This is a genomic window from Polaribacter gangjinensis, assembly GCF_038024125.1.
Classification (GTDB): domain Bacteria; phylum Bacteroidota; class Bacteroidia; order Flavobacteriales; family Flavobacteriaceae; genus Polaribacter; species Polaribacter gangjinensis.
Window position 1 is genome coordinate 43,563 of record NZ_CP150662.1, and the last position, 22,484, is coordinate 66,046.

The 22,484-nt window shown below is 30.8% G+C and carries 18 protein-coding genes; 6 read left to right on the plus strand and 12 right to left on the minus strand.

Features of this window, described 5'->3' with window-relative positions; genetic code table 11:
• Positions 1 to 15 precede the first annotated feature (15 nt).
• The gene (locus tag WHA43_RS00185) at positions 16 to 1,149 is read right to left on the minus strand and encodes an exo-beta-N-acetylmuramidase NamZ family protein (protein WP_226742915.1); all 1,134 of its coding nucleotides are present in this window, start codon (positions 1,147 to 1,149) and stop codon (positions 16 to 18) included.
• A 67-nt stretch (positions 1,150 to 1,216) separates the two neighbouring features.
• On the opposite strand from WHA43_RS00185, the gene WHA43_RS00190 reads away from it, so the two are divergent.
• Positions 1,217 to 2,452 carry an ABC transporter permease gene (locus tag WHA43_RS00190; RefSeq protein ID WP_105045172.1) on the plus strand — a complete coding sequence of 412 codons (1,236 nt, stop codon included), beginning with the start codon at positions 1,217 to 1,219 and terminating at the stop codon, positions 2,450 to 2,452.
• A gap of 259 nt (positions 2,453 to 2,711) precedes the next feature.
• The gene (locus tag WHA43_RS00195; RefSeq protein ID WP_105045173.1) at positions 2,712 to 4,070 is read left to right on the plus strand and encodes a pyridoxal-phosphate dependent enzyme; all 1,359 of its coding nucleotides are present in this window, start codon (positions 2,712 to 2,714) and stop codon (positions 4,068 to 4,070) included.
• Positions 4,071 to 4,217: 147 nt separating this feature from the next.
• Here the strand turns inward: WHA43_RS00195 and lipA are convergent, their stop codons facing one another.
• From lipA to WHA43_RS00230, 7 genes are all read right to left on the minus strand, one after another.
• The gene (gene lipA, locus WHA43_RS00200; protein WP_105045174.1) at positions 4,218 to 5,087 is read right to left on the minus strand and encodes a lipoyl synthase; all 870 of its coding nucleotides are present in this window, start codon (positions 5,085 to 5,087) and stop codon (positions 4,218 to 4,220) included.
• 38 nt (positions 5,088 to 5,125) lie between these two features.
• The gene (locus WHA43_RS00205) at positions 5,126 to 6,346 is read right to left on the minus strand and encodes an Nramp family divalent metal transporter (RefSeq protein ID WP_105045175.1); all 1,221 of its coding nucleotides are present in this window, start codon (positions 6,344 to 6,346) and stop codon (positions 5,126 to 5,128) included.
• Positions 6,347 to 6,910: an RNA polymerase sigma factor gene (locus WHA43_RS00210; RefSeq protein ID WP_105045176.1), complete on the minus strand. Its 564-nt coding sequence runs from the start codon at positions 6,908 to 6,910 to the stop codon at positions 6,347 to 6,349.
• Positions 6,901 to 8,001 carry a glycosyltransferase gene (locus WHA43_RS00215; RefSeq protein ID WP_105045177.1) on the minus strand — a complete coding sequence of 367 codons (1,101 nt, stop codon included), beginning with the start codon at positions 7,999 to 8,001 and terminating at the stop codon, positions 6,901 to 6,903. Before WHA43_RS00215 ends, WHA43_RS00210 begins: the two co-directional genes overlap by 10 nt.
• A gap of 15 nt (positions 8,002 to 8,016) precedes the next feature.
• Complete coding sequence (locus tag WHA43_RS00220) at positions 8,017 to 8,220, minus strand: membrane or secreted protein (protein ID WP_105045178.1); 204 nt, start codon at positions 8,218 to 8,220, stop codon at positions 8,017 to 8,019.
• Between the two features lie 73 nt (positions 8,221 to 8,293).
• Complete coding sequence (gene murB / locus WHA43_RS00225; RefSeq protein ID WP_105045179.1) at positions 8,294 to 9,304, minus strand: UDP-N-acetylmuramate dehydrogenase; 1,011 nt, start codon at positions 9,302 to 9,304, stop codon at positions 8,294 to 8,296.
• Positions 9,305 to 10,495 carry a pyridoxal phosphate-dependent aminotransferase gene (locus tag WHA43_RS00230; protein WP_105047225.1) on the minus strand — a complete coding sequence of 397 codons (1,191 nt, stop codon included), beginning with the start codon at positions 10,493 to 10,495 and terminating at the stop codon, positions 9,305 to 9,307. It abuts the gene before it with no gap.
• A gap of 158 nt (positions 10,496 to 10,653) precedes the next feature.
• Between WHA43_RS00230 and WHA43_RS00235 the strand changes: the two genes are divergently transcribed.
• Complete coding sequence (locus tag WHA43_RS00235; RefSeq protein WP_105045180.1) at positions 10,654 to 11,994, plus strand: aspartyl protease family protein; 1,341 nt, start codon at positions 10,654 to 10,656, stop codon at positions 11,992 to 11,994.
• A 3-nt stretch (positions 11,995 to 11,997) separates the two neighbouring features.
• On the opposite strand, the gene WHA43_RS00240 is transcribed toward WHA43_RS00235, so the two are convergent.
• A complete protein-coding gene (locus WHA43_RS00240) occupies positions 11,998 to 12,402 on the minus strand; it encodes a DUF1573 domain-containing protein (RefSeq protein WP_105045181.1) in 405 nt (134 codons plus the stop codon).
• Positions 12,403 to 12,523: 121 nt separating this feature from the next.
• On the opposite strand from WHA43_RS00240, the gene WHA43_RS00245 reads away from it, so the two are divergent.
• On the plus strand, positions 12,524 to 15,169 hold the full coding sequence (locus tag WHA43_RS00245) for a valine--tRNA ligase (protein ID WP_105045182.1): 2,646 nt from the start codon (positions 12,524 to 12,526) through the stop codon (positions 15,167 to 15,169).
• Positions 15,170 to 15,202: 33 nt separating this feature from the next.
• Here the strand turns inward: WHA43_RS00245 and mgrA are convergent, their stop codons facing one another.
• Positions 15,203 to 16,198, minus strand: a complete 996-nt coding sequence (gene mgrA / locus WHA43_RS00250; RefSeq protein ID WP_105045183.1) for an L-glyceraldehyde 3-phosphate reductase — start codon at positions 16,196 to 16,198, stop codon at positions 15,203 to 15,205.
• Between the two features lie 5 nt (positions 16,199 to 16,203).
• Positions 16,204 to 19,101 carry an FAD-binding and (Fe-S)-binding domain-containing protein gene (locus WHA43_RS00255; RefSeq protein WP_105045184.1) on the minus strand — a complete coding sequence of 966 codons (2,898 nt, stop codon included), beginning with the start codon at positions 19,099 to 19,101 and terminating at the stop codon, positions 16,204 to 16,206.
• Positions 19,102 to 19,352: 251 nt separating this feature from the next.
• Here WHA43_RS00255 and WHA43_RS00260 point away from each other — a divergent pair, with 251 nt between their 5' ends.
• On the plus strand, positions 19,353 to 21,848 hold the full coding sequence (locus WHA43_RS00260; RefSeq protein WP_105045185.1) for a M14 family zinc carboxypeptidase: 2,496 nt from the start codon (positions 19,353 to 19,355) through the stop codon (positions 21,846 to 21,848).
• Between the two features lie 109 nt (positions 21,849 to 21,957).
• Complete coding sequence (locus tag WHA43_RS00265; protein ID WP_105045186.1) at positions 21,958 to 22,116, plus strand: YqaE/Pmp3 family membrane protein; 159 nt, start codon at positions 21,958 to 21,960, stop codon at positions 22,114 to 22,116.
• Between the two features lie 28 nt (positions 22,117 to 22,144).
• Here the strand turns inward: WHA43_RS00265 and WHA43_RS00270 are convergent, their stop codons facing one another.
• Complete coding sequence (locus WHA43_RS00270) at positions 22,145 to 22,483, minus strand: tRNA-binding protein (protein WP_105045187.1); 339 nt, start codon at positions 22,481 to 22,483, stop codon at positions 22,145 to 22,147.
• Between the last annotated feature and the right edge of the window lies 1 nt (position 22,484).

The following is a 22,484-nucleotide window of genomic DNA, read 5'->3' on the forward strand; positions in this document are numbered from 1 at the left end:
ATTTTGAGTCTTAAATTATCTGTAAATCAAATATTTTTTTCTGATTTCCTTAAAATCTCTCAAATCATCTCTCCAGGTTTTTCTAATTTCTTTCTCTGTAAAGCCTTGTTCAATTTGTTCTTGTAGTTTTTTGGTTCCAGCAAGTTTGGTGAAGAATATGGTAAAATACGGATTTTCATAGGTGTTTTGTTGATAGGTATCCAACAACCATTCTAAGTTGAGTTGTTCTAAATCTTCAATTTCTCTCAAATCTTTACCATAACAAATTAATCCTTCGTGTTTTGGAAATTTTGATCCATTATTGGGTTTTGGAATAAATTGAAATTCTCTATCATTCAAAAATGGAGAGCCATAAATTTGAAATTGCATTTCGGTTCCACGTCCAACAGAAACATTAGTTCCCTCAAAAAAACATAAACTAGGGTAGAGGTTGATGCTTTTATCATTAGGTAAATTTGGAGATGGTTTTACAGGCAAAGAATAACGTTTTTTGTGATTGTAATTCTTTATTGGAATCACAGTTACATCACATTGAACTTCATTTAGCAACCATTTTTCACCAACAATCATTTGTCCATATTCGCCAATTGTCATTCCATAAACTACTGGAACTCTATGCAAACCTACAAAACTTGTGTGCTCTAATTCTAAAACAGGTCCATCAATATAATGTGCATTAGGATTTGGTCTGTCCAAAATAATTACAGGAATATTCAATTCGCCGCAAGCTTCTAATACATAGTGTAACGTTGAAATATAAGTGAAAAATCGAACGCCAACATCTTGTAAATCAAAGACCATGATATCAATTCCTTCTAATTGAGCGGCAGTTGGTTTTTTGTTTTCTGCATATAATGAAACAATTTCCAAACCTGTTTTTGTGTCTTTTCCATCAACAATCAATTCACCAGCATCTGCACTTCCACGAAAACCATGTTCAGGAGAAAAAAGTTTTTTTACTTGAACCTTCAATGAAAGTAAGGTATCTGCCAAATGAGTAAAATCATTTTCTTTGTTTTCTTTGACAATTATTGATGTGTGATTGCCAACAATTCCAACTTTTTTACCTTCTAAAAGTGGTAGGTATAAATCAAATCTTTCTGCGCCAACTTCAATCGAATTATTTTTTTTTTGTCCGTAAATTGTCATTCCAAAAATCAGGAAAAGAACTAAAAATAAATATGTACTTTTGAATGGCTTTAAAAATGGCATCATCTTGAATTTCGAATTATTTATTGCAAAACGCATTGTTGTTGGTAAAAAGTATAAAAGTAGTATATCAACACCAATTATAAAAATTGCAATTACAGCAATTGCTTTAGGGATGACAATAATGTTGATTGCAGTTGCAACAGCAGCAGGTTTGCAATCTAAAATCCGTGATAAAATGGCGGGATTTAAAGGTCATGTTCAAATCGTAAATTTTGATGCGAATAATTCGGATGTTTCTATAACTCCCATTCAAAAAAAACAAGATTTTTATCCAACGTTTAAAAATATTGATGGCATCAAAAAAGTACAAATCTTTGCAAACAAAGCAGGAATTTTAAGAACTGAAACCGATTTTGAAGGAATTATTTTTAAAGGTGTTTCATCCAATTATGATTGGACTTTTTTTAAAGAATATTTGGTAAAAGGAAAAATTCCGAGTTTCAATGCTTCAAGAAATAGAGAAATTTTAATTTCAGAGACCTTAGTTAATAGATTGAAAATCAATTTAAATGATACTATTTTAGCAACATTCATAAAATCTGAAACAAGTAAATTACCTTCTAATAGAAAATATATTGTTGTCGGAATTTACAATACTGGTTTTGCCCAATTTGATAAAAATATGATGATTGGCGATATCAAAGAGGTTCAAAATTTAAATAATTGGACAGAAAATGAAGTGGGTGGTTTTGAGGTAATTTTAGATAATTTCGATGAAATTTCTCAAAAAGGAGCTCAAATTTACAATGAAATTGATTCTACTTTAAATAGCAAAACAATCGTAGAAATGTATCCAAGTATTTTTGAATGGATTCAACTTTTCGATAACAACGTTTGGTTTATTATTGCCATCATGATTCTCATTGCAGGTATCAATATGATTACAGCTTTATTAGTTTTAATCTTAGAAAGAGTGCAAATGATTGGTATTTTAAAAGCGTTAGGAAGCAACAATCAAAGCATCCAAAAAATATTTTTGTACAATGCATCAACCTTGATTTTAAAAGGACTTTTTTGGGGTAATTTCATTGGATTATCACTCATTGGAATCCAACATTTTTTCAAAATAATTACCTTAGATCCAGAAACCTATTATGTAGCAACCATGCCAGTTTACATCTCATTTTCGGCATTTATTTTATTAAATATTGGCACCTTAATTTGCTGTTTTTTAATGCTCATTATTCCGTCGTTTATTGTGTCTAAAATACATCCCTCAAAGTCTATTAAGTTTGCTTAATTTTTGGGCGTTTCCTAAAGGTCGCGCTTTCCATTGTATCTTTTTTTGAGTAAAAAAAACTCAAAAAAAGGATGCCATTTCAATCGATAACGCACCCATTTGCCAAATTTATGTTATTCTAAATCAACTTTCTTCTTTACAATATTTACTGTTTTTGAGTGAAAAATATTTTGATAAAACTGTTAAAAATCCTCTTACAAATCCACAAACTTGTAGAACGTTCAAAAACAAATTACCTTTGTAATTCAAACTTCACGACATGAAATACGCAAAAAATATTTTGGAAACCATTGGCAATACACCTTTGGTAAAACTAAATACGGTTACTAAAGAAATTGATGCATTGGTTTTAGCAAAAGTAGAAACCTTTAATCCTGGTAATTCCGTAAAAGACAGAATGGCGTTAAAAATGATTGAAGATGCTGAAGCAGATGGTCGTTTACAACCAGGAGGAACCATTATTGAGGGAACTTCAGGAAATACAGGAATGGGTTTGGCTTTGGCTGCAATTGTAAAAGGTTACAAATGTATTTTTGTAATTTCCGACAAACAGTCTAAAGAAAAAATGGACATTTTACGTGCTGTTGGATCAGAAGTAATTGTGTGTCCAACCAATGTTGAACCTACTGATCCAAGATCTTATTATTCTGTTTCTAAGCGTTTGGGAACTGAAATTCCGAATTCTTGGTACGTAAATCAATATGACAATCCAAGTAATTCACAAGCACATTATGAACAAACAGGACCAGAAATTTGGGAGCAAACGGATGGAAAAATCACACATTTTGTAGTTGGTGTTGGAACTGGAGGAACGATTTCTGGAGTTGCAAAATACTTGAAAGAGAAAAATCCCGCTATCAAAATATGGGGAATTGATACCTATGGTTCTGTTTTTAAAAAATATCACGAAACAGGAATTTTTGATGAAAATGAAATTTATCCATACATCACAGAAGGAATTGGAGAAGATATTTTGCCAAAAAATGTCGATTTTTCATTGATTGATGGATTTACAAAAGTTACTGATAAAGATGCTGCAGTGTACACCCGAAAAATTGCCAAAGAAGAAGGAATTTTTGTGGGAAATTCAGCTGGTTCAGCTGTGAAAGGATTATTGCAATTGAAAGAACATTTCAAAAAAGATGATGTTGTAGTAGTTTTATTTCACGATCATGGAAGTAGATATGTTGGCAAAATGTTTAATGATGAATGGATGCGTGAAAGAGGTTTTTTGGAGGAAGAAATTAAAACAGCTGCTGATTTAGTAAACAATCACAAAGACAGAAAATTGGTAACTGCTCAAACTGAAGAATTGGTTTCGCATGCCATTGAACGAATGAAGAGGTTTGAAATTTCTCAAATACCAATCAAAGATATTGACGGATTTGTAGGTTCAGTTGACGAATCAGTTTTGTTGCATCATTTTATTGCAGACAAAAATATTTCAGAAAAGCCAATTAGAGAAATTATGGGAAAACCCTATCCGATTGTAAAAAAATCAACAAAATTAGAAGTGATTTCAAAGTTAATTACTAGAGAAAATCAGGCAGTTTTGGTAGATTTAGAGGATGGAAACTATCATATTGTTACAAAATACGATATTATTAGTGCCATATAATAAAAAAAGACCGCTAATCAAACGGTCTTTTTAACTCAACTAATTCAAATAATTTACACAATGAAAACTTTTTTAAAAGCTTTCTAAATTTATATCAAGGTTTGTGCCAAAAAATAATTTGAATTATATATTTTTTTAATTTAACAATTACTTAGCATGTTTGTGAGCTTTGTATGACGAACGAACCAAAGCACCACTCTCTACATACATAAAACCCATTTCTAATCCAATGGTTTCGTATTTTTTAAATTGCTCAGGAGTAATAAATTCCTTTACAGGTAAGTGATTTTTAGTTGGTTGTAAATACTGACCAATGGTTAAAACATCCAATCCAACTCCTTGCAAATCTCTCATTGTTTCAATTACTTCTTCTTCAGTTTCACCCAAACCAAGCATCAAACCTGTTTTAGTTCGCATACCATTTTCTTTCAAATATTTTAAAACACCTAAACTACGATCATATTTTGCTTGAATTCTAACCTCTCTTGTCAATCTTCTTACAGTTTCCATATTGTGTGAAACTACTTCAGGATGTACTTTAATAATTCGATCAATTTGACTTGTATTTCCTTGAAAATCAGGAATTAATGTTTCTAAAGTTGTGTTTGGATTTGCTCTTCTAATTGCTTCAATGGTTTCTGCCCATATAATTGAACCACCATCTTTCAAATCATCTCTATCAACAGAAGTAATTACAGCATGTTTAATTCCCATTATTTTTATAGAACGTGCCACTTTTTCAGGTTCATCCCATTCAACTGTTTCTGGTCTTCCTGTTTTTACACCACAAAATCCACAAGAACGTGTACAGATATTTCCTAGGATCATAAAAGTTGCTGTTCCTTCTCCCCAACATTCACCCATATTTGGACAACTTCCACTTGTACAAATTGTATTTAGTTTGTATTTATCAACAAGACCTCTAAGTTCTGTATATTTTTTACCAACAGGAAGTTTTACACGTAACCAATTTGGTTTTTTTTGCCTTTCAGGAAGTACTACATTTTCTGTCATCATGTTATTCTTTTGAAAGCGCAAATTTACGAAGAAATGATTTAAATACTTGTTAAAAACCAAACACTAAAACCAATCAAAAATATAATTCCGACAAAACTTAATATTTTTGTGTAAATACCTGGTTGAAACTCTTTTGGTGTGTGTTTTCCAAAAATTAAAATATAATTTAAAATTGCATAAAATGGCGCTGTTAGGAAAGATAAAATCGTAGCCACTTTTACCAAAACACCCATATTACCAATAAAAAATTGTAATATAATAAAGGTACCAATCAATAAAAATGTAATCCAAAACCAATAATTAAAGATGGTTTTTTTGTCAAAAAGCAAATTTGTTGAAATTGTCATGGCTCTTGGAGAAGCATCTAAAGTGGTGATTGTGGTACTAAACATCGTTGTAAATGCAGCAATTGCAATGAAAATATACGAAAATCCACCTAAGTTTTTAGTGTATAAATTGATGAGTTGTGAAGCAAAAACAGTTCCTTTATCCGAAAAAGTTTCTCCTGATTTATACATAACTAAAGCACCTAAAAGCACAAAACAAACCCCTAAAAAAAGAGTGCCAATATACCCTACATTAAAATCAAAAAGTGCTTCTTTGGATGTTGTTCTTGATAAACTTGTTTTATTTTTTTCAACAGACCAAATAGAATGCCAAATTGAAACATCTAAAGGTGCAGGCATCCATCCTAAAAAAGCGATTAAAAAAGTAATTTCTAGAGTTCCTGAAGGAATAATTTGAGCAACACTAAATGCTTGATTTGATTTTGACAAAGCAACCAAAACTGCTAATATAGTACTGATTGTCAGAACAATAATGATGTATTTCATCAGATTGTCTAACACTTTGTATTTTCCAATGACTAAAATTAAAATACTGATTATTAACAAAATTGTTGACCAAATCACTAAATTATGGGTAATTCCAAAAAGTTCGGCAGCCAAACCTGCAGTTACAATTGTTACAGCAGCTTGAATTGTAAACATGGTTGCAAAATTCAATAGATAGTAAATTGCTAAAACCGGTTTTCCTAATTTTCGATAACCATCCAACAAAGTTTCGCCTGTTGCAGCTGCATATCTTGGTCCGAATTGAAAAAAAGGATATTTAAAAATATGTACTAAAAAAAGTGCCCAAATCAATCCAAATCCAAAATCAGCACCTGCTCTTGTAGATTGTACCAAATGCGAAACACCTACTGCAGCTCCTGCAAACAACAATCCAGGTCCAAAAGATTGTAAGAGTTTTGATTTCATTTAAGACTTTTTTATAATCTCCGCTAATAATTTTTTGGCTCTCAATAACTTGATTTTTACATTATTAACAGGTTCTTGTAATTGCTCAGAAATTTCTTTGTAACTCAATTCTTGAAAATAACGCAATTGAATTACTTCTTGATATTTGGGTTTCAATTGTTTGATATCTCTTAATAACTTCGCTAAATTTTGTTCTCCAATAATGGTGTCTTCTGGAGTAGGATTTTCATCAGCAATTTGATACACTTTAGATCCTTGCTCTTCTGAAATTTGAACAGAAATCGAACTATTTTTTTTTCGGATAAGATCAATATGAACGTTTTTAGAAATGGTAATCAACCAAGTTTTAAAAACATAATTTTCATCAAAAGTGTCAATTTTTTCAAAAGCTTTAGAAAATGTTTGTATGGTAATATCTTCAGCTTCATTTTCGTTTTTGGTGCGTTTCAATTGATAATTGTAAACAGCAACCCAAAAAGTATCTAACAAAAAACGAAAGGCAGCTTGATGGCCGCTTTTTGCTCTTGCAATTTGATTTTCAAGATTTTTAGGATCTATTTCCAATGAGTTGGTTTTGACGTCAAATTAGCAATAAAGATACTAATTTGAATCAATAAAAAACTGATATCTAAAAAAGGTAAAAAGAAAATAAGATTTTTTTCTTCCATTCTTTTGGAGGCAATTCCAATCACAATAAATTGTATTAAAAAATAAGTTCCAAAAAAGGAAAGCATGATTTCATAAGGATAAAAAAAGCATAAAATGATTCCCAAAACATAAAAAAGGAACTTTGAAACGCTGAATAATCCTATTAAAAAACGATGTTTTGGTTGATACCTTTTTTTTAAGAAAACTTTTTTTCTTTGATTCAAAAACCAATTAGAAAATGTTTGTAAAAAAACACTTTCTGTAAAGCTATTTTTTTGGATGCAAAAAGCTGTATTTGTTTCATTTGCAGCATCTTGAATAAATAAATCATCTTCACCTAATTCTTGTTTCATGTGATTGATGTATCCTTTTGCGCGATAAAATTCTGATTTTGTATATGCTAAATTTTTACCATCAGCCATAAAAGGAATGCCTAATTTTGCAAAATTCAAGTATTGCAATGCCGAAATAAAATGATAAAATCGAATTAAAAAATTGGAGATATTTTTTTCATTTTTGATTGTTGAATATCCTAAAACAATTGATTTTTCAATAGAAAATTCTTGACTCATTTCTGATATCCAAAATTCAGAAATTGGTTTGCAATTTGGCTCAATAAATAACAAATACTCATATTTTGCTGCTTTAATTCCGAGAGTTAAAGCATATTTTTTGCTTCCCCAAAAAGCTTCGTTATTTTCTACACTAACAAGTTTGATGTTAGAATTAGTCAAAGCAAATGAATTGATTACCTCTTCAGTATTGTCTGATGAATTGTTATCAATCAAAACAACTTCAAAAGTTGGGTAATTTTGTGATAAAATTGAAGGAAGAAAATTGGTGAGATTTTCAGCATTATTTTTAGCAAAAATAATTACTGAAACTGGAAATGTAGCTTGTTTTTTTGTTCCTTTCTTTGAAAAAAATACTGATGTAAAAACTAAATAATAAGCAATTTGAATTGCTGTAAATGCAATAAAAACGTAGAACACTACAGTTAAAACCATCGTAATTTTTGAGATTTATTTATGTTGAGGTTCGCTACAAGTATCAAATTGATCAGGAGTTTTTCCACAAAATCCACATGCCTCTCCGTTTTTATTCAACATCGGATTTTGGCTTGCGCAAGTTCCTGCAAATTTACCATCTTTTTTTGCCCAAATTTTTATGGCAATTCCTGCAACACCCAAACCTAATAAACCTAAAGTAAGTAATAATAATTTCATAAAAAATGTAAAGTGCAAAGGTACAAATTATATCACAGTTTATAAAGTTGAAAACTGTCCATTTTTAGAATGTTTATGAGATGATATTTACCTCAATTTCAAGTTCAATTTGAAATTTTTCTAAAATAGTTTCTTGAATTTTTTTGGCAAGATTCAATATTTCAACTCCTGAAGCATTTCCATAATTTACTAGAACTAAAGCTTGTTTTTCATGAACACCACAATTCCCAAAACGTTTTCCTTTAAAACCACTTTGTTCAATAAGCCAACCTGCAGGAATTTTCACTTCAGTTTCTGATACTTTGTAATTGGGAATTGTCGGAAATTTTTGTAGTAATTTTTCAAAATGATTTGATGAAATCACTGGATTTTTGAAAAAACTACCACTGTTTCCCAATTCTTTTGGATCAGGTAATTTTGATTTTCTAATGGCAATTACCGCATCAGAAATATGTTTCAATGTTGGAAAATCAATTTTTTGAGAAGTTAATTCAGTTTCAATTGCTCCATAAGAAGTATGAAAAACATGATTTTTTTTCGATAATCGAAATGAAACAGCAACAATAATGATGGAGTCTTTTTGATCATTTTTAAAAATCGAATCTCTATATCCGAATTTACATTCTTTGTTTGTGAAAGTTTTTAATTTTCCTGTTTCAATTTCAACAACGGTAACTTTTGTAATTGTATCTTTTACCTCAACTCCATAAGCTCCAATATTTTGGATGGGACAAGTACCTACTTTTCCCGGAATTAAAGATAGATTTTCAATTCCACCGTAATTGTTTTCAACACACCAAAGTACTAATTCGTGCCAATTTTCACCTGCATTTACAGTGATTTCCACAAAATTTTCATCCTCATTTTCTATTGAAATTCCTTTGATATCAATATGAACAACCAATTTTTCGATGTCATGAGTTAGTAACATATTACTTCCACCAGAAAGTAAAAACAGTTCTTTTTCTCTGGATAAAAGATCTTGCAATTCAGCAACAGAATGAATGGTTACAAAGCGTTTTGCTTTGACATCAATACCAAAAGTATTGTAATTTTTAAGTGATATGTTTTCTAAAATAGTCAATTAGTCTTTGTATTTTTTTAGTGCTTTTTCTAATATCAATATTGATTTTTTCAAACTTTCTTCGTTTAAAACATAAGCAAGTCTAATTTGATTCAATCCAACATTTGGGGTTGAATAAAATCCTGCTGCAGGTGCAACCATAATTGTTTCGCCATCAACATCAAAAGATTCTAACAGCCATTGTGCAAAATTATCTGCATTTTTAATAGGCAATTCTACAATACAGTAAAATGCACCTTTTGGTTTTGCAACTTTAATTCCGTCAATTTTTTGCAAACCTTCAATCAATGTATTTCTTCTTTTAACATATTCGTTTTTTACATCATTAAAATACGATTGAGGCGTGTCTAAAGCTGCTTCGCAAGCAATTTGTGCTAATGTTGGCGGACTTAAACGTGCTTGCGCAAATTTTAAAGCAGTTTTTATAACTTCTTTATTCTTAGAAACAATACAGCCAATTCTTGCACCACACATACTGTATCTTTTTGATACAGAATCAATTACAATTGCATTATTTTCTAAATTTGGTTCACGTAATATGGAGTAATGTTCATTTCCATCATAAATAAACTCTCTGTAAACTTCATCAGCAATTAAAAATAAATCATTTTTGATAACGATTTTTGCTAATTTATTTATTTCTTCTTTGCTGTATAAATATCCTGTAGGATTTCCTGGATTGCAGATTAAAATGGCTTTAGTTTTTGGAGTAATTAATTTTTCAAATTCCTCAATAGGAGGTAAGGCAAAATTATCTTCAATTTTTGAAATTACAGGAACAATTTTTGCACCAGAAGCTGTTGAAAAACTATTGAAATTCGCATAAAATGGTTCAGGAATAATTACTTCATCATCTGTATCTAAAATACTACCGAACGCAAAAAGTAACGCTTCTGAACCACCTGTTGTTACAATTATTTCATCTTGATTTACATCAATTTTGTGTTTACTGTAATAATTAGCAATTTTTTTTCGGTATTGTTCAGAACCATTTGAACTTGAGTATTCCAAAATTTTTAACGAGTGATTGCTTATGGCTTTCAAAGCAATTTCGGGAGTTTTGATATCTGGTTGACCAATATTTAAATGGTAAATTTTTTTGCCTTGTTTGACAGCTTTTTCAGCATAAGGAGCCAGTTTTCTGATGGGAGATTCTGGCATTTGATGTCCTTTTTTTGAGATAGAAGGCATAATGTAATTTTTGGTTTTTTGAATGTGCAAATTTGCAAAATATATTATTACAAAGAACTTTTTAATGCATTTTCTTTAAAGGTTAATTATTTGTAAAAAAATAGTTTTGCAATTTCTTTATTTGTATTTTCATTCTCAATTTGTAAAACTCTCATTCTTTGAAAATTAAGAATTATTTTCTTTTTACTTTTTTACTGATTTTGCCTTTCAATTTAAAAGCGCAAGAAGGTTTTCGCTTTTTAAATCAAAGTTTAAATAAAGTGAGAGTAGATTTTAAATTGATCAATAATTTGATTGTTATTCCGCTGAAAATCAATAATAAAGAACTTTCTTTTATTTTAGATACAGGTTCTAATAAAACTATTTTATTTAATATTTCTGAAAATGATACAATTGGTTTGAAAAATGTCGAGAAAGTTGATTTACAAGGATTAGGAAAAGGAAATACTGTTGAAGCACTTTTATCTCAAAACAATACCATTTCATTGCAAAATATTCAAAGCGAGAATGAAACTATTTATGTGATTTTAGAAGATTATTTTGATTTATCAAGTAAAATGGGTGTAACAATTCATGGAATTATAGGTCACAATTTATTGAAAGATTTTGCAATTAAAATCAATTACATTTCTAAAAAAATTGACTTTTATCAATCAAAAAATGTTGCATTTAAAAAGTGTAAAAAATGTGCCACTTTACCTATAAAAGTCATAAGAGGCAAGCCTTTTATCGAGGCAAAAGTCCAATTAGATACAATAAATACTGTTTTTACTGATGTTAATTTACTGTTAGATTCCGGCGGAAGTGACGCTTTATGGTTGTTTGAAAATTCAAAAGAAAACATCAAAACACCTTTAAATTTTTTCAATGATATTTTGGGAGAAGGTTTGAGTGGAACTATTTATGGAAATAGGAGTAGAATCCCTGCTATTCAAATAGAAAGTTTCGAAATTCCAAACCCAACAGTTTCATTTTTAGATTCTATAACAACCGTAAATGCTAAAATTTTTAAAGAGAGAAATGGAAGTGTAGGAGCAGAAATTTTAAAACGTTTTACAGTTTGGATTGATTATCCTAACAAAGTTTTAATGCTGAAAAAAAACAGTAATTTTTCTAGACTTTTCAACTACAATATGAGTGGTTTAGAAGTTGTTTATAATGGAAAACAATTGGTAAAAGAAATGGAGTCTAAAAGCTACGTTGATGGTTACAATCAGCAATTAGAATCTAATAATACTGTGAGTTTTGTAACAAGTTTCTCTTATAAATTCAAACCTTCCTACGTTATAAAAAGTGTGGTTTTAAATTCACCTGCTTTTCATGCAGGTTTACAAAAAGGTGACGTAATTTTAAGTATTAATGGAATTCAAATTCATGAATTTTCACTTGGAAAAATCATTGAAAAATTTCAAGAAAAAGATGGAAAAAAAATAAAATTAACCGTTCAAAGAAAGGATGAAAAGTTAAAATTTGAATTCTTTTTAAAACAAAAAGTCTAAAGATTAATCATTAGAAAGTAAGCTTTTTTCTTTTTCTAATGAAGCAGTTTCTTCCACAATTCCTTTAATTCTAATTGTTTTTCTTGGTTCTTTTGCATTCGAAAAAATAGTAATTTGCTTAGAAAAACCTCCCAATCTTTTAGTATCATAAGAAACTTTAATTTCACCTTTTTCACCAGGCATAATTGGTTTTTCAGGTTTTTTTGGAACTGTACAACCACAAGAAGATTGAATATTTGTAATAATTAAAGGTTGTGTTCCCACATTTGTAAAAACAAAAACACGCTCTCCATTTGAACTTTGAGCAATTTTACCATAATCAATTAATTCTTTTTCAAACTTAAATTCTTGAGAATGAATCGATAATGAGATGAAAAGAAATGCAGCAAAAGAAAATAGTGTCTTCATGATTTTTATATTTTAATGTAAAATTATTGAATAATATTTGTTTTAAAAAATCAAACAGTAATTTTTTATACAAATCAGATAATTGTACTTTTGCGAACTATATTCAAAAATTATTCCAAAAATGACAATTCCATCAAAATATGATGCAAGCCAAGTAGAAAGCAAATGGTATCAATATTGGACTGAAAACAAGTATTTTCATTCAACTCCTGATGAAAGAGAGCCTTATACCATCGTAATTCCACCTCCAAATGTTACTGGAGTTTTGCATATGGGTCACATGCTGAACAATACCATTCAAGATGTGTTGATTAGACGTGCGCGTTTGATGGGTAAAAATGCGTGTTGGGTTCCTGGCACAGATCACGCCTCAATTGCTACTGAAGCAAAAGTAGTGGCAAAATTAAAAGAGCAGGGAATCAATAAAAATGATTTGACTCGCGAAGAATTTTTGGCGCATGCTTGGGAATGGAAACACGAATATGGAGGAATCATTTTAGAGCAACTTAAAAAGTTGGGCGCTTCTTGTGATTGGGACAGAACTGCATTTACAATGGATCCTGCAATGTCTGAATCTGTTATCAAAGTTTTTGTTGATTTGTATAATAAAGGTTTGATTTACAGGGGATATAGAATGGTTAATTGGGATCCTGAAGCAAAAACAACCTTGTCTGATGAGGAAGTTATTTATGAAGAAAAACAAGGAAATTTATACTTTTTACAATATAAAATTCAAGATTCAGAAGAAGTTTTAACAATTGCAACCACAAGACCCGAAACTATTTTTGGTGACACTGCCATTTGTATCAATCCAACTGATGAGCGTTTTGCTCATTTGAGAGGAAAAAAAGCTATTGTGCCAATTTGTAATCGCGTAATTCCAATTATTGAAGATGACTATGTTGATATTGAATTTGGAACTGGATGCTTAAAAGTAACACCTGCTCATGACGAAAATGATAAGGTTTTGGGAGATAAACATCAACTAGAAATCATTGATATTTTTAATGATGATGCAACTTTAAACTCTTTTGGATTGCATTATCAAGGAAAAGATCGTTTTGAGGTTCGCAAAGAAATTACAAAAGAATTGTCTGAAAAAGGCATTTTAGTAAAAACAGAACAACATACTCATAAAGTAGGAACTTCTGAAAGAACCAAAGCTGTAATTGAACCAAGATTGTCTGATCAATGGTTTTTGAAAATGGAAGATTTGGTAAAACCAGCAATTGAAGCTGTTTTAGGCGAAAATTCTGAAATTAATTTAGTTCCCAAAAAGTTCGATAATACCTATCGTCATTGGATGGAAAATATTCGCGATTGGAATATTTCGCGTCAGTTGTGGTGGGGACAACAAATTCCCGCGTATTATTTTGGTCCCGAAATTTCGGGAGGAAAAGAAGATTTTGTAGTTGCAGAAAATATCGAAAAAGCCTTAGAATTAGCGAAGCTAAAAACTAAAAAATCAACACTCACTATTCAAGATTTAAGGCAAGATAATGACGCTTTAGACACGTGGTTTTCTTCTTGGTTGTGGCCAATTTCGGTTTTTGACGGAATTCGAAATCCTGAAAATGAAGAGATTAATTATTATTATCCAACCAACGATTTGGTTACAGGACCAGATATTTTATTCTTTTGGGTAGCAAGAATGATCATTGCTGGTTATGAATACAGAGGAAAAAAACCATTTGAAAATGTGTACTTGACAGGTTTGGTTCGTGACAAACAGCGAAGAAAAATGTCGAAATCACTTGGAAATTCACCTGATGCACTTAAATTAATTGACGATTATGGAGCTGATGGAGTGAGAGTTGGATTATTATTGAGTTCAGCAGCTGGAAATGATTTGATGTTTGATGAAGAATTATGCCAACAAGGAAAAGCGTTTGCCAATAAAATTTGGAATGCTTTTCGTTTGATAAAAGGTTGGGAAATTGATGCTAATTTAGCACAGCCAACAACTGCTAAAATCGGTTTGGAATGGTATGAAGCAAAATTTCAAAAAACAGTTGCAGAAGTTGAAGTCCATTTCTCAAAGTACAGATTGTCAGATGCTTTGATGGCAATTTACAAACTGATTATGGATGATTTTTCATCTTGGTTATTAGAAATTGTAAAACCTGGGTATCAACAACCAATTGATCAAAAAACATACATTTCAGTGATTGAAGTGTTGGAAAACAACTTGAAAATGTTGCATCCATTCATGCCATTTTTAACAGAAGAAATTTGGCAACATATTGCTGAAAGAACTCCTAAAGAGGCGTTGATAATTGCAACATATCCAAATCAAAAAGATTTTGATGAGACAATCATCAATCAATTTGATTTTGCGACTGATGTAATCTCGGGAATCAGAACTATTAGAAAAGATAAAAACATTCCTTTTAAAGATATTATTGAAGTTTTTGTCATCAACAATGAACAAAATTCAGGCAATTTTGATGTAGTAATTCAAAAACTTATCAATTCATCAACAATTCAATATGTTTCTGAAAAAGTAGAAGGCGCTTCTTTCAGAGTAAAATCGAACGAATATTTTGTGCCAATTGCAGCAGGAAATATTGATGTTGCTGCTGAAAAAATCAAATTGACAGAAGAACTTCAAAGAGCTGAAGGATTTTTGAAAAGTGTGCAACAAAAATTATCTAATGAACGTTTTGTTTCAAATGCTCCTGAACAAGTACTTGCACTAGAACGTAAAAAAGAAGCAGATGCTTTGGCAAAAATCGAAACAATAAAAAGTAGTTTGTCAAACTTATAGCATTAAAAAAGGGAAGTTTTAACTTCCCTTTTTTTATAGAATTTGATGAATGACATTCAATTCTTCTTCCGAAAAATGAGTGTTCTCAGTGGCTTTAATACTGTCTAAAATTTGCTCAGTTTTACTTGCGCCTATCAAAACAGAGGTAATTCTATGATCTTTTAAAATCCAAGCAATTGCCATTTGAGCCAACGTTTGGTTCCTGTTTTGAGCAATTTCATTCAACGCTTTAATTTTTGGCATCATTTCCATCACCTGATTTGTGTTCAAAAACGGACTGTCTTTTACAGCTCTTGAATCTTTTGGTAAACCATTGATGTATTTATTAGTCAACATTCCTTGTGCTAAAGGCGAAAAACAAATGCTTCCAACACCCGAATTTCCTAACAAATCCAACAATCCATTTTCAATCCATCTGTCAAATAAATTATATTTTGGTTGATGAATCAAACAAGGTGTTCCTAGTTCTTTTAAAATTTTAAAAGCAGCTTCAGCTCTTTCAGGTTGGTAATTGGAAATTCCTACATACAACGCTTTTCCTTGACGAACCATTAAATCTAAAGTTCCCATAGTTTCCTCTAAAGGCGTATCATGATCTGGTCTGTGATGGTAAAAAATATCCACATAATCCAATCCCATTCGTTGCAAACTTTGATCTAAACTTGCCACCAAAAATTTTTTTGAACCCAAATCTCCATAAGGTCCAGGCCACATTCCATAACCAGCTTTTGACGAAATAATCAGTTCATCTCTATACTGTTTAAAGTCTTTTTTTAGGATTTTTCCGAAGTTTTTTTCTGCAGATCCTGGAGGAGGACCATAATTATTTGCCAAATCGAAATGTGTAATTCCGTTATCAAAAGCACATTTTAATAAAGCTCTTTGATTGGTAAAATCATCATTTTTTCCGAAATTATGCCACAATCCTAAAGAGATTTCTGGCAATAGCAAACCACTATTTCCAGTTCTTCTGTATTTCATTTTTTCATACCGATTTTCGGCTGCTATATATTTGAATTTTTTACTCATAATTTTTAGATTAATGCTTCTTTCAAAAGCGTTATTGGATGTTTGGCAACACGTTTTGTGCCATCATAAATTTGATGACGGCAACTTGTTCCTGATGCTGCAATTTCAGTTTCTGGAGCGCAATTTCGAATTTTTGGAAACAAGGTATCTTCGCCAACTTGCATACTGATTTCGTAATGTTCTTTTTCATAACCAAAAGAACCTGCCATTCCACAACATCCTGTATTTAAAATAGTTACTTTATAATTTTTTGGAATATTCAAGATTTGAAAACTGGCATGTGTACTTGATAAGGCTTTTTGATGACAATGTCCATGAATCTTAATTTCTTTTTCTTCGGATGAAAATAACGAAACGTCAACATTGTTTTTTTGATGTTCGTTACTTAAAAATTCCTCAAAAGTGAAGGCATTTTTGGCAATTTTTTCAGCAGCTATTTTATCAGTTGCCAAACGAATATATTCGTCTCTAAACGTTAAAATTGCTGAAGGTTCAATGCCAATTAAAGGCGTTTCATCAGAAATTACATTTTTAAAAAGAGCAATATTTTTATCACATACTTTTTTGGCTTCTTTCAAAAATCCTTTGGATATAAAACTGCGTCCACTTTCTTCGTGATTCAATACAATGACTTCATAACCTAACTTTTCTAATAAAAAAACAGCATCTTTTCCGATTTCAACATCATAAAAATTAGTGAATTCATCATTAAACAAATATACTTTTTTGGTTTTTTGAGCGATTTTCTGTTTGCCAAACCAATTGCTAAAAGTGGTATTTGCTAGCGTAGGAACGTTTCTTTCTTGGGCAATTCCCATCACAGATTTTGTGAAAGAAGTATTCAAAATCAAGTTGGTAATTGTAGGAGCAATACTGCCTAATTTGTTGTATTTGGCATTGTTTGCAAATAATGAACTTCTAAAAGAATAGCCATTAGTTTCTTGATATTGATACAAAAATTCGGCTTTCATAGTTGCAATATCCACATTACTTGGACATTCTGATGCGCAAGCTTTGCAACTCAAACACAAATCGAAAACTTCTTTTAATTCTTTGTGATTGAATTTGTTAGCTTCATTAGAATTGGTTAAAAACTCACGCAACGCATTTGCTCTTGCTCTTGTAGTATCTTTTTCGTTTTTTGTGGCTCTATAACTTGGACACATAGTGCCTCCTGCAGAAACTGGTTTTCTACAATCTCCAGAACCATTGCATTTTTCAGCCAATCTTAAAATTCCCTCGCTATCAGAAAAATCTTGAATGGTTTTAATTTCAGGCTCTTTTCTGTCCACTTCATATCGCAAACTTTTATCCATTGGAAAAGCATCCGTAATTTTTCCTTTGTTGAAAACTTTTTGAGGATCAAAAGCTTTTTTGATTCTTCGTAATAACTGATAATTTTGCTCACCAATCATTAAAGGAATAAATTCTGCACGCACAATTCCATCTCCATGTTCACCACTAAATGAGCCTTTGTATTTTTTGACTAATTGTGCAGTTTCGGTAGTTATTTTACGAAACAACACAACATCTCCTTGCTTTTTTAAATTCAGAATTGGGCGTAAATGAATTTCTCCAGCTCCAGCATGAGCATAATACACAGCATCTTGTTGAAAACGATCCATCATTTGGGTAAATTCTTCAATATAATTTGGCAAATCTTCTAAAGCAACAGCAGTATCTTCAATACAGGCAACAGCTTTCATATCACCAACAATATTTCCTAACAATCCTAAACCTGCTTTTCTGATTTCGTGAACTTTGTTGATATCTGCACCATAAACCTTTGGATGATAAAATCCGAAGTTGTTTTTTTCTAAGTCTGCAATCAATTTGTCAGCTAAAATTTCAGTTTCTTCAGCTGAATTTGATGACACTTCTAACATCAAAATTGCTTCAGGATCTCCTTGTAAAAAGAATCGATTTTTGATTTGCTCACGGTTATTTTTGGTACAATCAAGAATGGTTTTGTCCATCAACTCACAATTGTACAAATTGTGTTTCATGGCAATTAAAGTAGCTTTCATACTCTCATTAATACTCGTAAAATGAGAGCAAACCATGATGCTTTCTTTTGGAGGAACTGCATCTAATTGTAAGGTAATTTCAGTTGAAAATGCTAAAGTTCCTTCACTTCCTGTCAATAATTTTGCAACATTGATGGTGTTATTTTTTCCGCCAAATAAATCAGAGCTCAAAAATTCATCAACTGCATACCCTGTATTTCTTCTGTGAATGGTTTCTTTTGGAAATTCTTTTTTGATTTCATTTTGATTTTCAATCGAAGATAATTCCTCAAAAATTGTTCTGTAAATTTGTCCTTCTAAAGTATTTACTTTGGTTTTTTTGATGAATTCATCCGAAGTTATTTCTTGAAAAGTAGCTGATGTTCCATCACTTAAAATGGCTTCAATTTTTATTACTTTATCGCGAGTTACACCATATTTAATTGAAGTACTTCCTGATGAATTGTTGCCAACCATACCACCAATCATACATCTGTTTGATGTTGAGGTGTTTGGCCCGAAAAATAATCCAAAAGGTTTTAGGTAATTATTCAGTTCATCACGCACAATTCCTGGTTGAACAATAATCGTTTTTGAACTTTCATCAAAATGAATGATTTTGGTAAAATATTTGGAAACATCCACCACAATTCCATCCCCAACACATTGTCCTGCTAAAGAAGTTCCTGCAGTTCTTGGGATTAATGTGATTGAGTTTTTTGATGCAAAATCTATCAGAATTTTAAGGTCATTTTCATTTTTTGGATACGCAACTGCCAACGGAATTTTTCGATAAACTGATGCATCAGTTGCATAAATGGATTTGTGTAATTGGTCAAAAACGAGTTCACCAGAAAGTGAATTGTGTAAGTTTTCTAAAGTGCGATTATCAATCATTGAGTGTAAACAAAATAGATTTTTTAATATACAAATATCCGAATAATATTTGCAAAAAGTGAGATTGACCTATTTGTTTTGTTACTTTTATTGATTTCTTAAAAATTACTTTTTTAACTTTAAAATCAATGGAAAAATTGGATAATTATCAAGTTTTACTCAAAAAGAACTTCTTAATGAATTGTTAAAGAAATATCATTTCGTTCTCAGATTCCTATATTTGTTTGTTTATCAAAATCAATTCAATTCTAATGAAAAAAATTACCATTTTATTCTTCCTATTTTCTGTTTGTAGCTTTTCTCAAAAAGTAGATTTATCTTATTATTTACCCAATGAAAATTACAATGCTGCAATTCCAAAACCCAAAGATATTATTGGTCATGAATTAGGAGAGTGGCATGTAACACATGATAAATTAGTGCAATACATGACTGCATTAGCGAAAGTTTCTGATCGAATTTCTATTGAAAATAGAGGAGAAACTTTTGAAGGAAGACCCTTAATTTTATTGACAATTACTTCGCCTGAAAATCATAAAAATTTAGAAAAAATCAAGCAAAATCATATTGCAGCTACTAATGATGCAACTATTGATATTTCCAATCATCCAATTGTGGTAAATCAAGGATTTTCTATTCATGGAAATGAAGCAAGTGGTTCAAATGCAGCTTTGGCAATTGCCTATTATTTAGCGGCTTCTGATACGGAATCAACTAAAGAATTATTGAAAAATACGATCATTTTATTTGATCCTTCTTTCAATCCTGATGGATTGCAACGTTTTTCATATTGGGCGAATTCGAATAAAAATAAACACATCAATCCTGATCCAAATGATAGAGAATATCATGAAGTTTGGCCTGGAGGAAGAACCAATCATTATCAATTTGACATGAACAGAGATTGGTTGCCTGCGCAATTGCCAGAAAGCAAAGCGCGTTTGAAAACGTTTCATGATTGGTTGCCAAATATTTTGACGGATCATCATGAAATGGGAAGTAATTCTAGTTTCTTTTTTCAACCAGGAATTCCTTCAAGAACAAATCCTTTAACTCCACAAATCAATCAAGATTTGACTAGAGAAATTGGAAATTACCACGCAAAAGCTTTTGATAAAATAGGTTCTTTATATTATTCTGAAGAAAGTTTTGATGATTTTTATTACGGAAAAGGTTCTACATTTCCAGATATCAATGGTAGTATTGGCATTTTGTTTGAACAAGCAAGTTCAAGAGGTCATGCTCAAGAAACAGAAAACGGAATTTTGACATTTCCTTTTACCATAAGAAATCAAGTAACTGCGGCCTTTTCAACCTTGGAAGCTGCTAAAAATATGCGCATAAAAATCTTGAAATATCAGCAAGATTTCTATGCAGAATCTAGAAAAACATTTGAGAAAAAAGCCTTAGTCTTTGGAGATGAAAAAGATGCTGCCAAAACTTTTCATTTGGCAGAAGTTTTGAAAAGACAGCAAATTAGCATTCACGAAGTTGCTTCGGATTTTTCTCAGAATGGCAAAAATTTCAAGAAAGGATACAGTTATGTTGTTCCAATGAATCAAAAAAATCATCGTTTGTTAAAAGCGATGTTTACGGTGCAAACAACTTTTAAAGACAGCTTGTTTTATGACATTTCTGCATGGACTTTCAATCATGCTTTTGGGGTGGATTTTGCTGAAAATTTACCACTTTCTAAAGCAGGAAAAGAAATCACTGAATTGAGTTTGAAAAAGGGAATGGTCTCAAAACAAAGTGATTACGGTTATTTAATGCCTTGGAATGAATTCTATGCACCAAAAGCTTTAAATGCTATTTTACAAAAAGGGTTGAGAGCGAAAGTTGCCATGAAAAATTTCACCAACGAAACTAACAATTATGATTATGGAACTATTTTTATTCCAGTTCAAAATCAAGTATTGAATTCATCTGAAATATTTCAATTTTTGAGTGAAATTTCTTCAGAAAGTGCTATTAATATTTATGGAGTTTCTTCGGGATTGAATGATGGAATTGATTTAGGAAGTGAAAATTTTGCTGCGATAAAAACGCCAAAAGTAGCTATGTTGGTTGGAGATGGAATTTCAGGAAATGATTCAGGTGAAATTTGGCATTTGTTTGATCAACGATTTGAAATGGCATTAACACGTTTAGATTTGAGTTATTTTTCGAGAGTTGATATTTCAAAATACACGCATATTATCATTCCAAGTAGTTCAAATATTGGTAAAAATGAAGAGGAAAAACTGAAAACTTGGTTGATGAATGGCGGAATTCTTATTGGTTATAAAAATACCGCAAAATGGTTGGCAAATTCTAAATTTATCAACCTTGAATTTGAAGCTCCTAAAAGAGATTCTATCAAAAATGTTTCTTTTGAAAATAGGTCTTTACAGTCTGGTGCTCAAGTAATTGGTGGTGCCATTTTTGAAGCTAAAGTTGATCGTTCTCATCCTATAAATTTTGGATATAAAAACGATAAAATAGCTTTGTTTAGAAACTCGACGTTGTTTATAAAACCAGATAAAATAAGTTACAACAATCCAATTCAATATACCTCAAACCCTTTATTGAATGGATATATTTCCAAAGAAAATGCAAAAGTAATTCCGAATACAATTCCGTTTAAAGCTCAAAGATTGGGTTCAGGAAGAGTTTTAGTTTTTACTGACAATACTAATTTTAGAGGATTTTGGTTTGGAACCAATAAATTATTGATGAATGCAGTATTTTTTGGAAGTGAAATGTAATTTAGTTCGAAGTTTAATTTTTTTAGTTTTAAATATCAATAAGAATTACTCATTGTAACAATTTTGGTAGAAAATCGTTTCATAATTACAACTAACAACCAATTACCAAATGAGTTTTTTTAGGGTATTATTAGCTATTTTATTTCCACCATTTTCTGTCATTGATAAAGGTTGTGGCTCTTTTTTCATCATTTTTTTATTGACTTTATGTGGCTGGATTCCTGGAGTTATTGGAGCTTTGATAATTTTAAATAATCCAAAGAAATAGTTTAAAATTCAAAATTTAGAATTCAAAATTATTTAACAAACTCTCCATTTTTTATGAATTCAGAAGCTTTTAATAAAACTACATTTTCAGATTCATTATAAACACCTAACACCAAAACTTCACTAATAAAATTGGCAATTTGTCTTGGTTTAAAATTGATAATAGCAGTAACTTGCCTGTTTAGTAAAGATTCTTTAGCATACAATTGAGTGATTTGAGCACTCGATTTTTTGATGCCTAATTCGCCAAAATCAATCGTCAATTGATATGCAGGTTTTTTGGCTTTTGGAAAATCATTGACTTCGATAATTGTTCCAATTCTGATATCTACTTTTTCAAAATCTTCGAAAGAAATGATTGGTTTCATG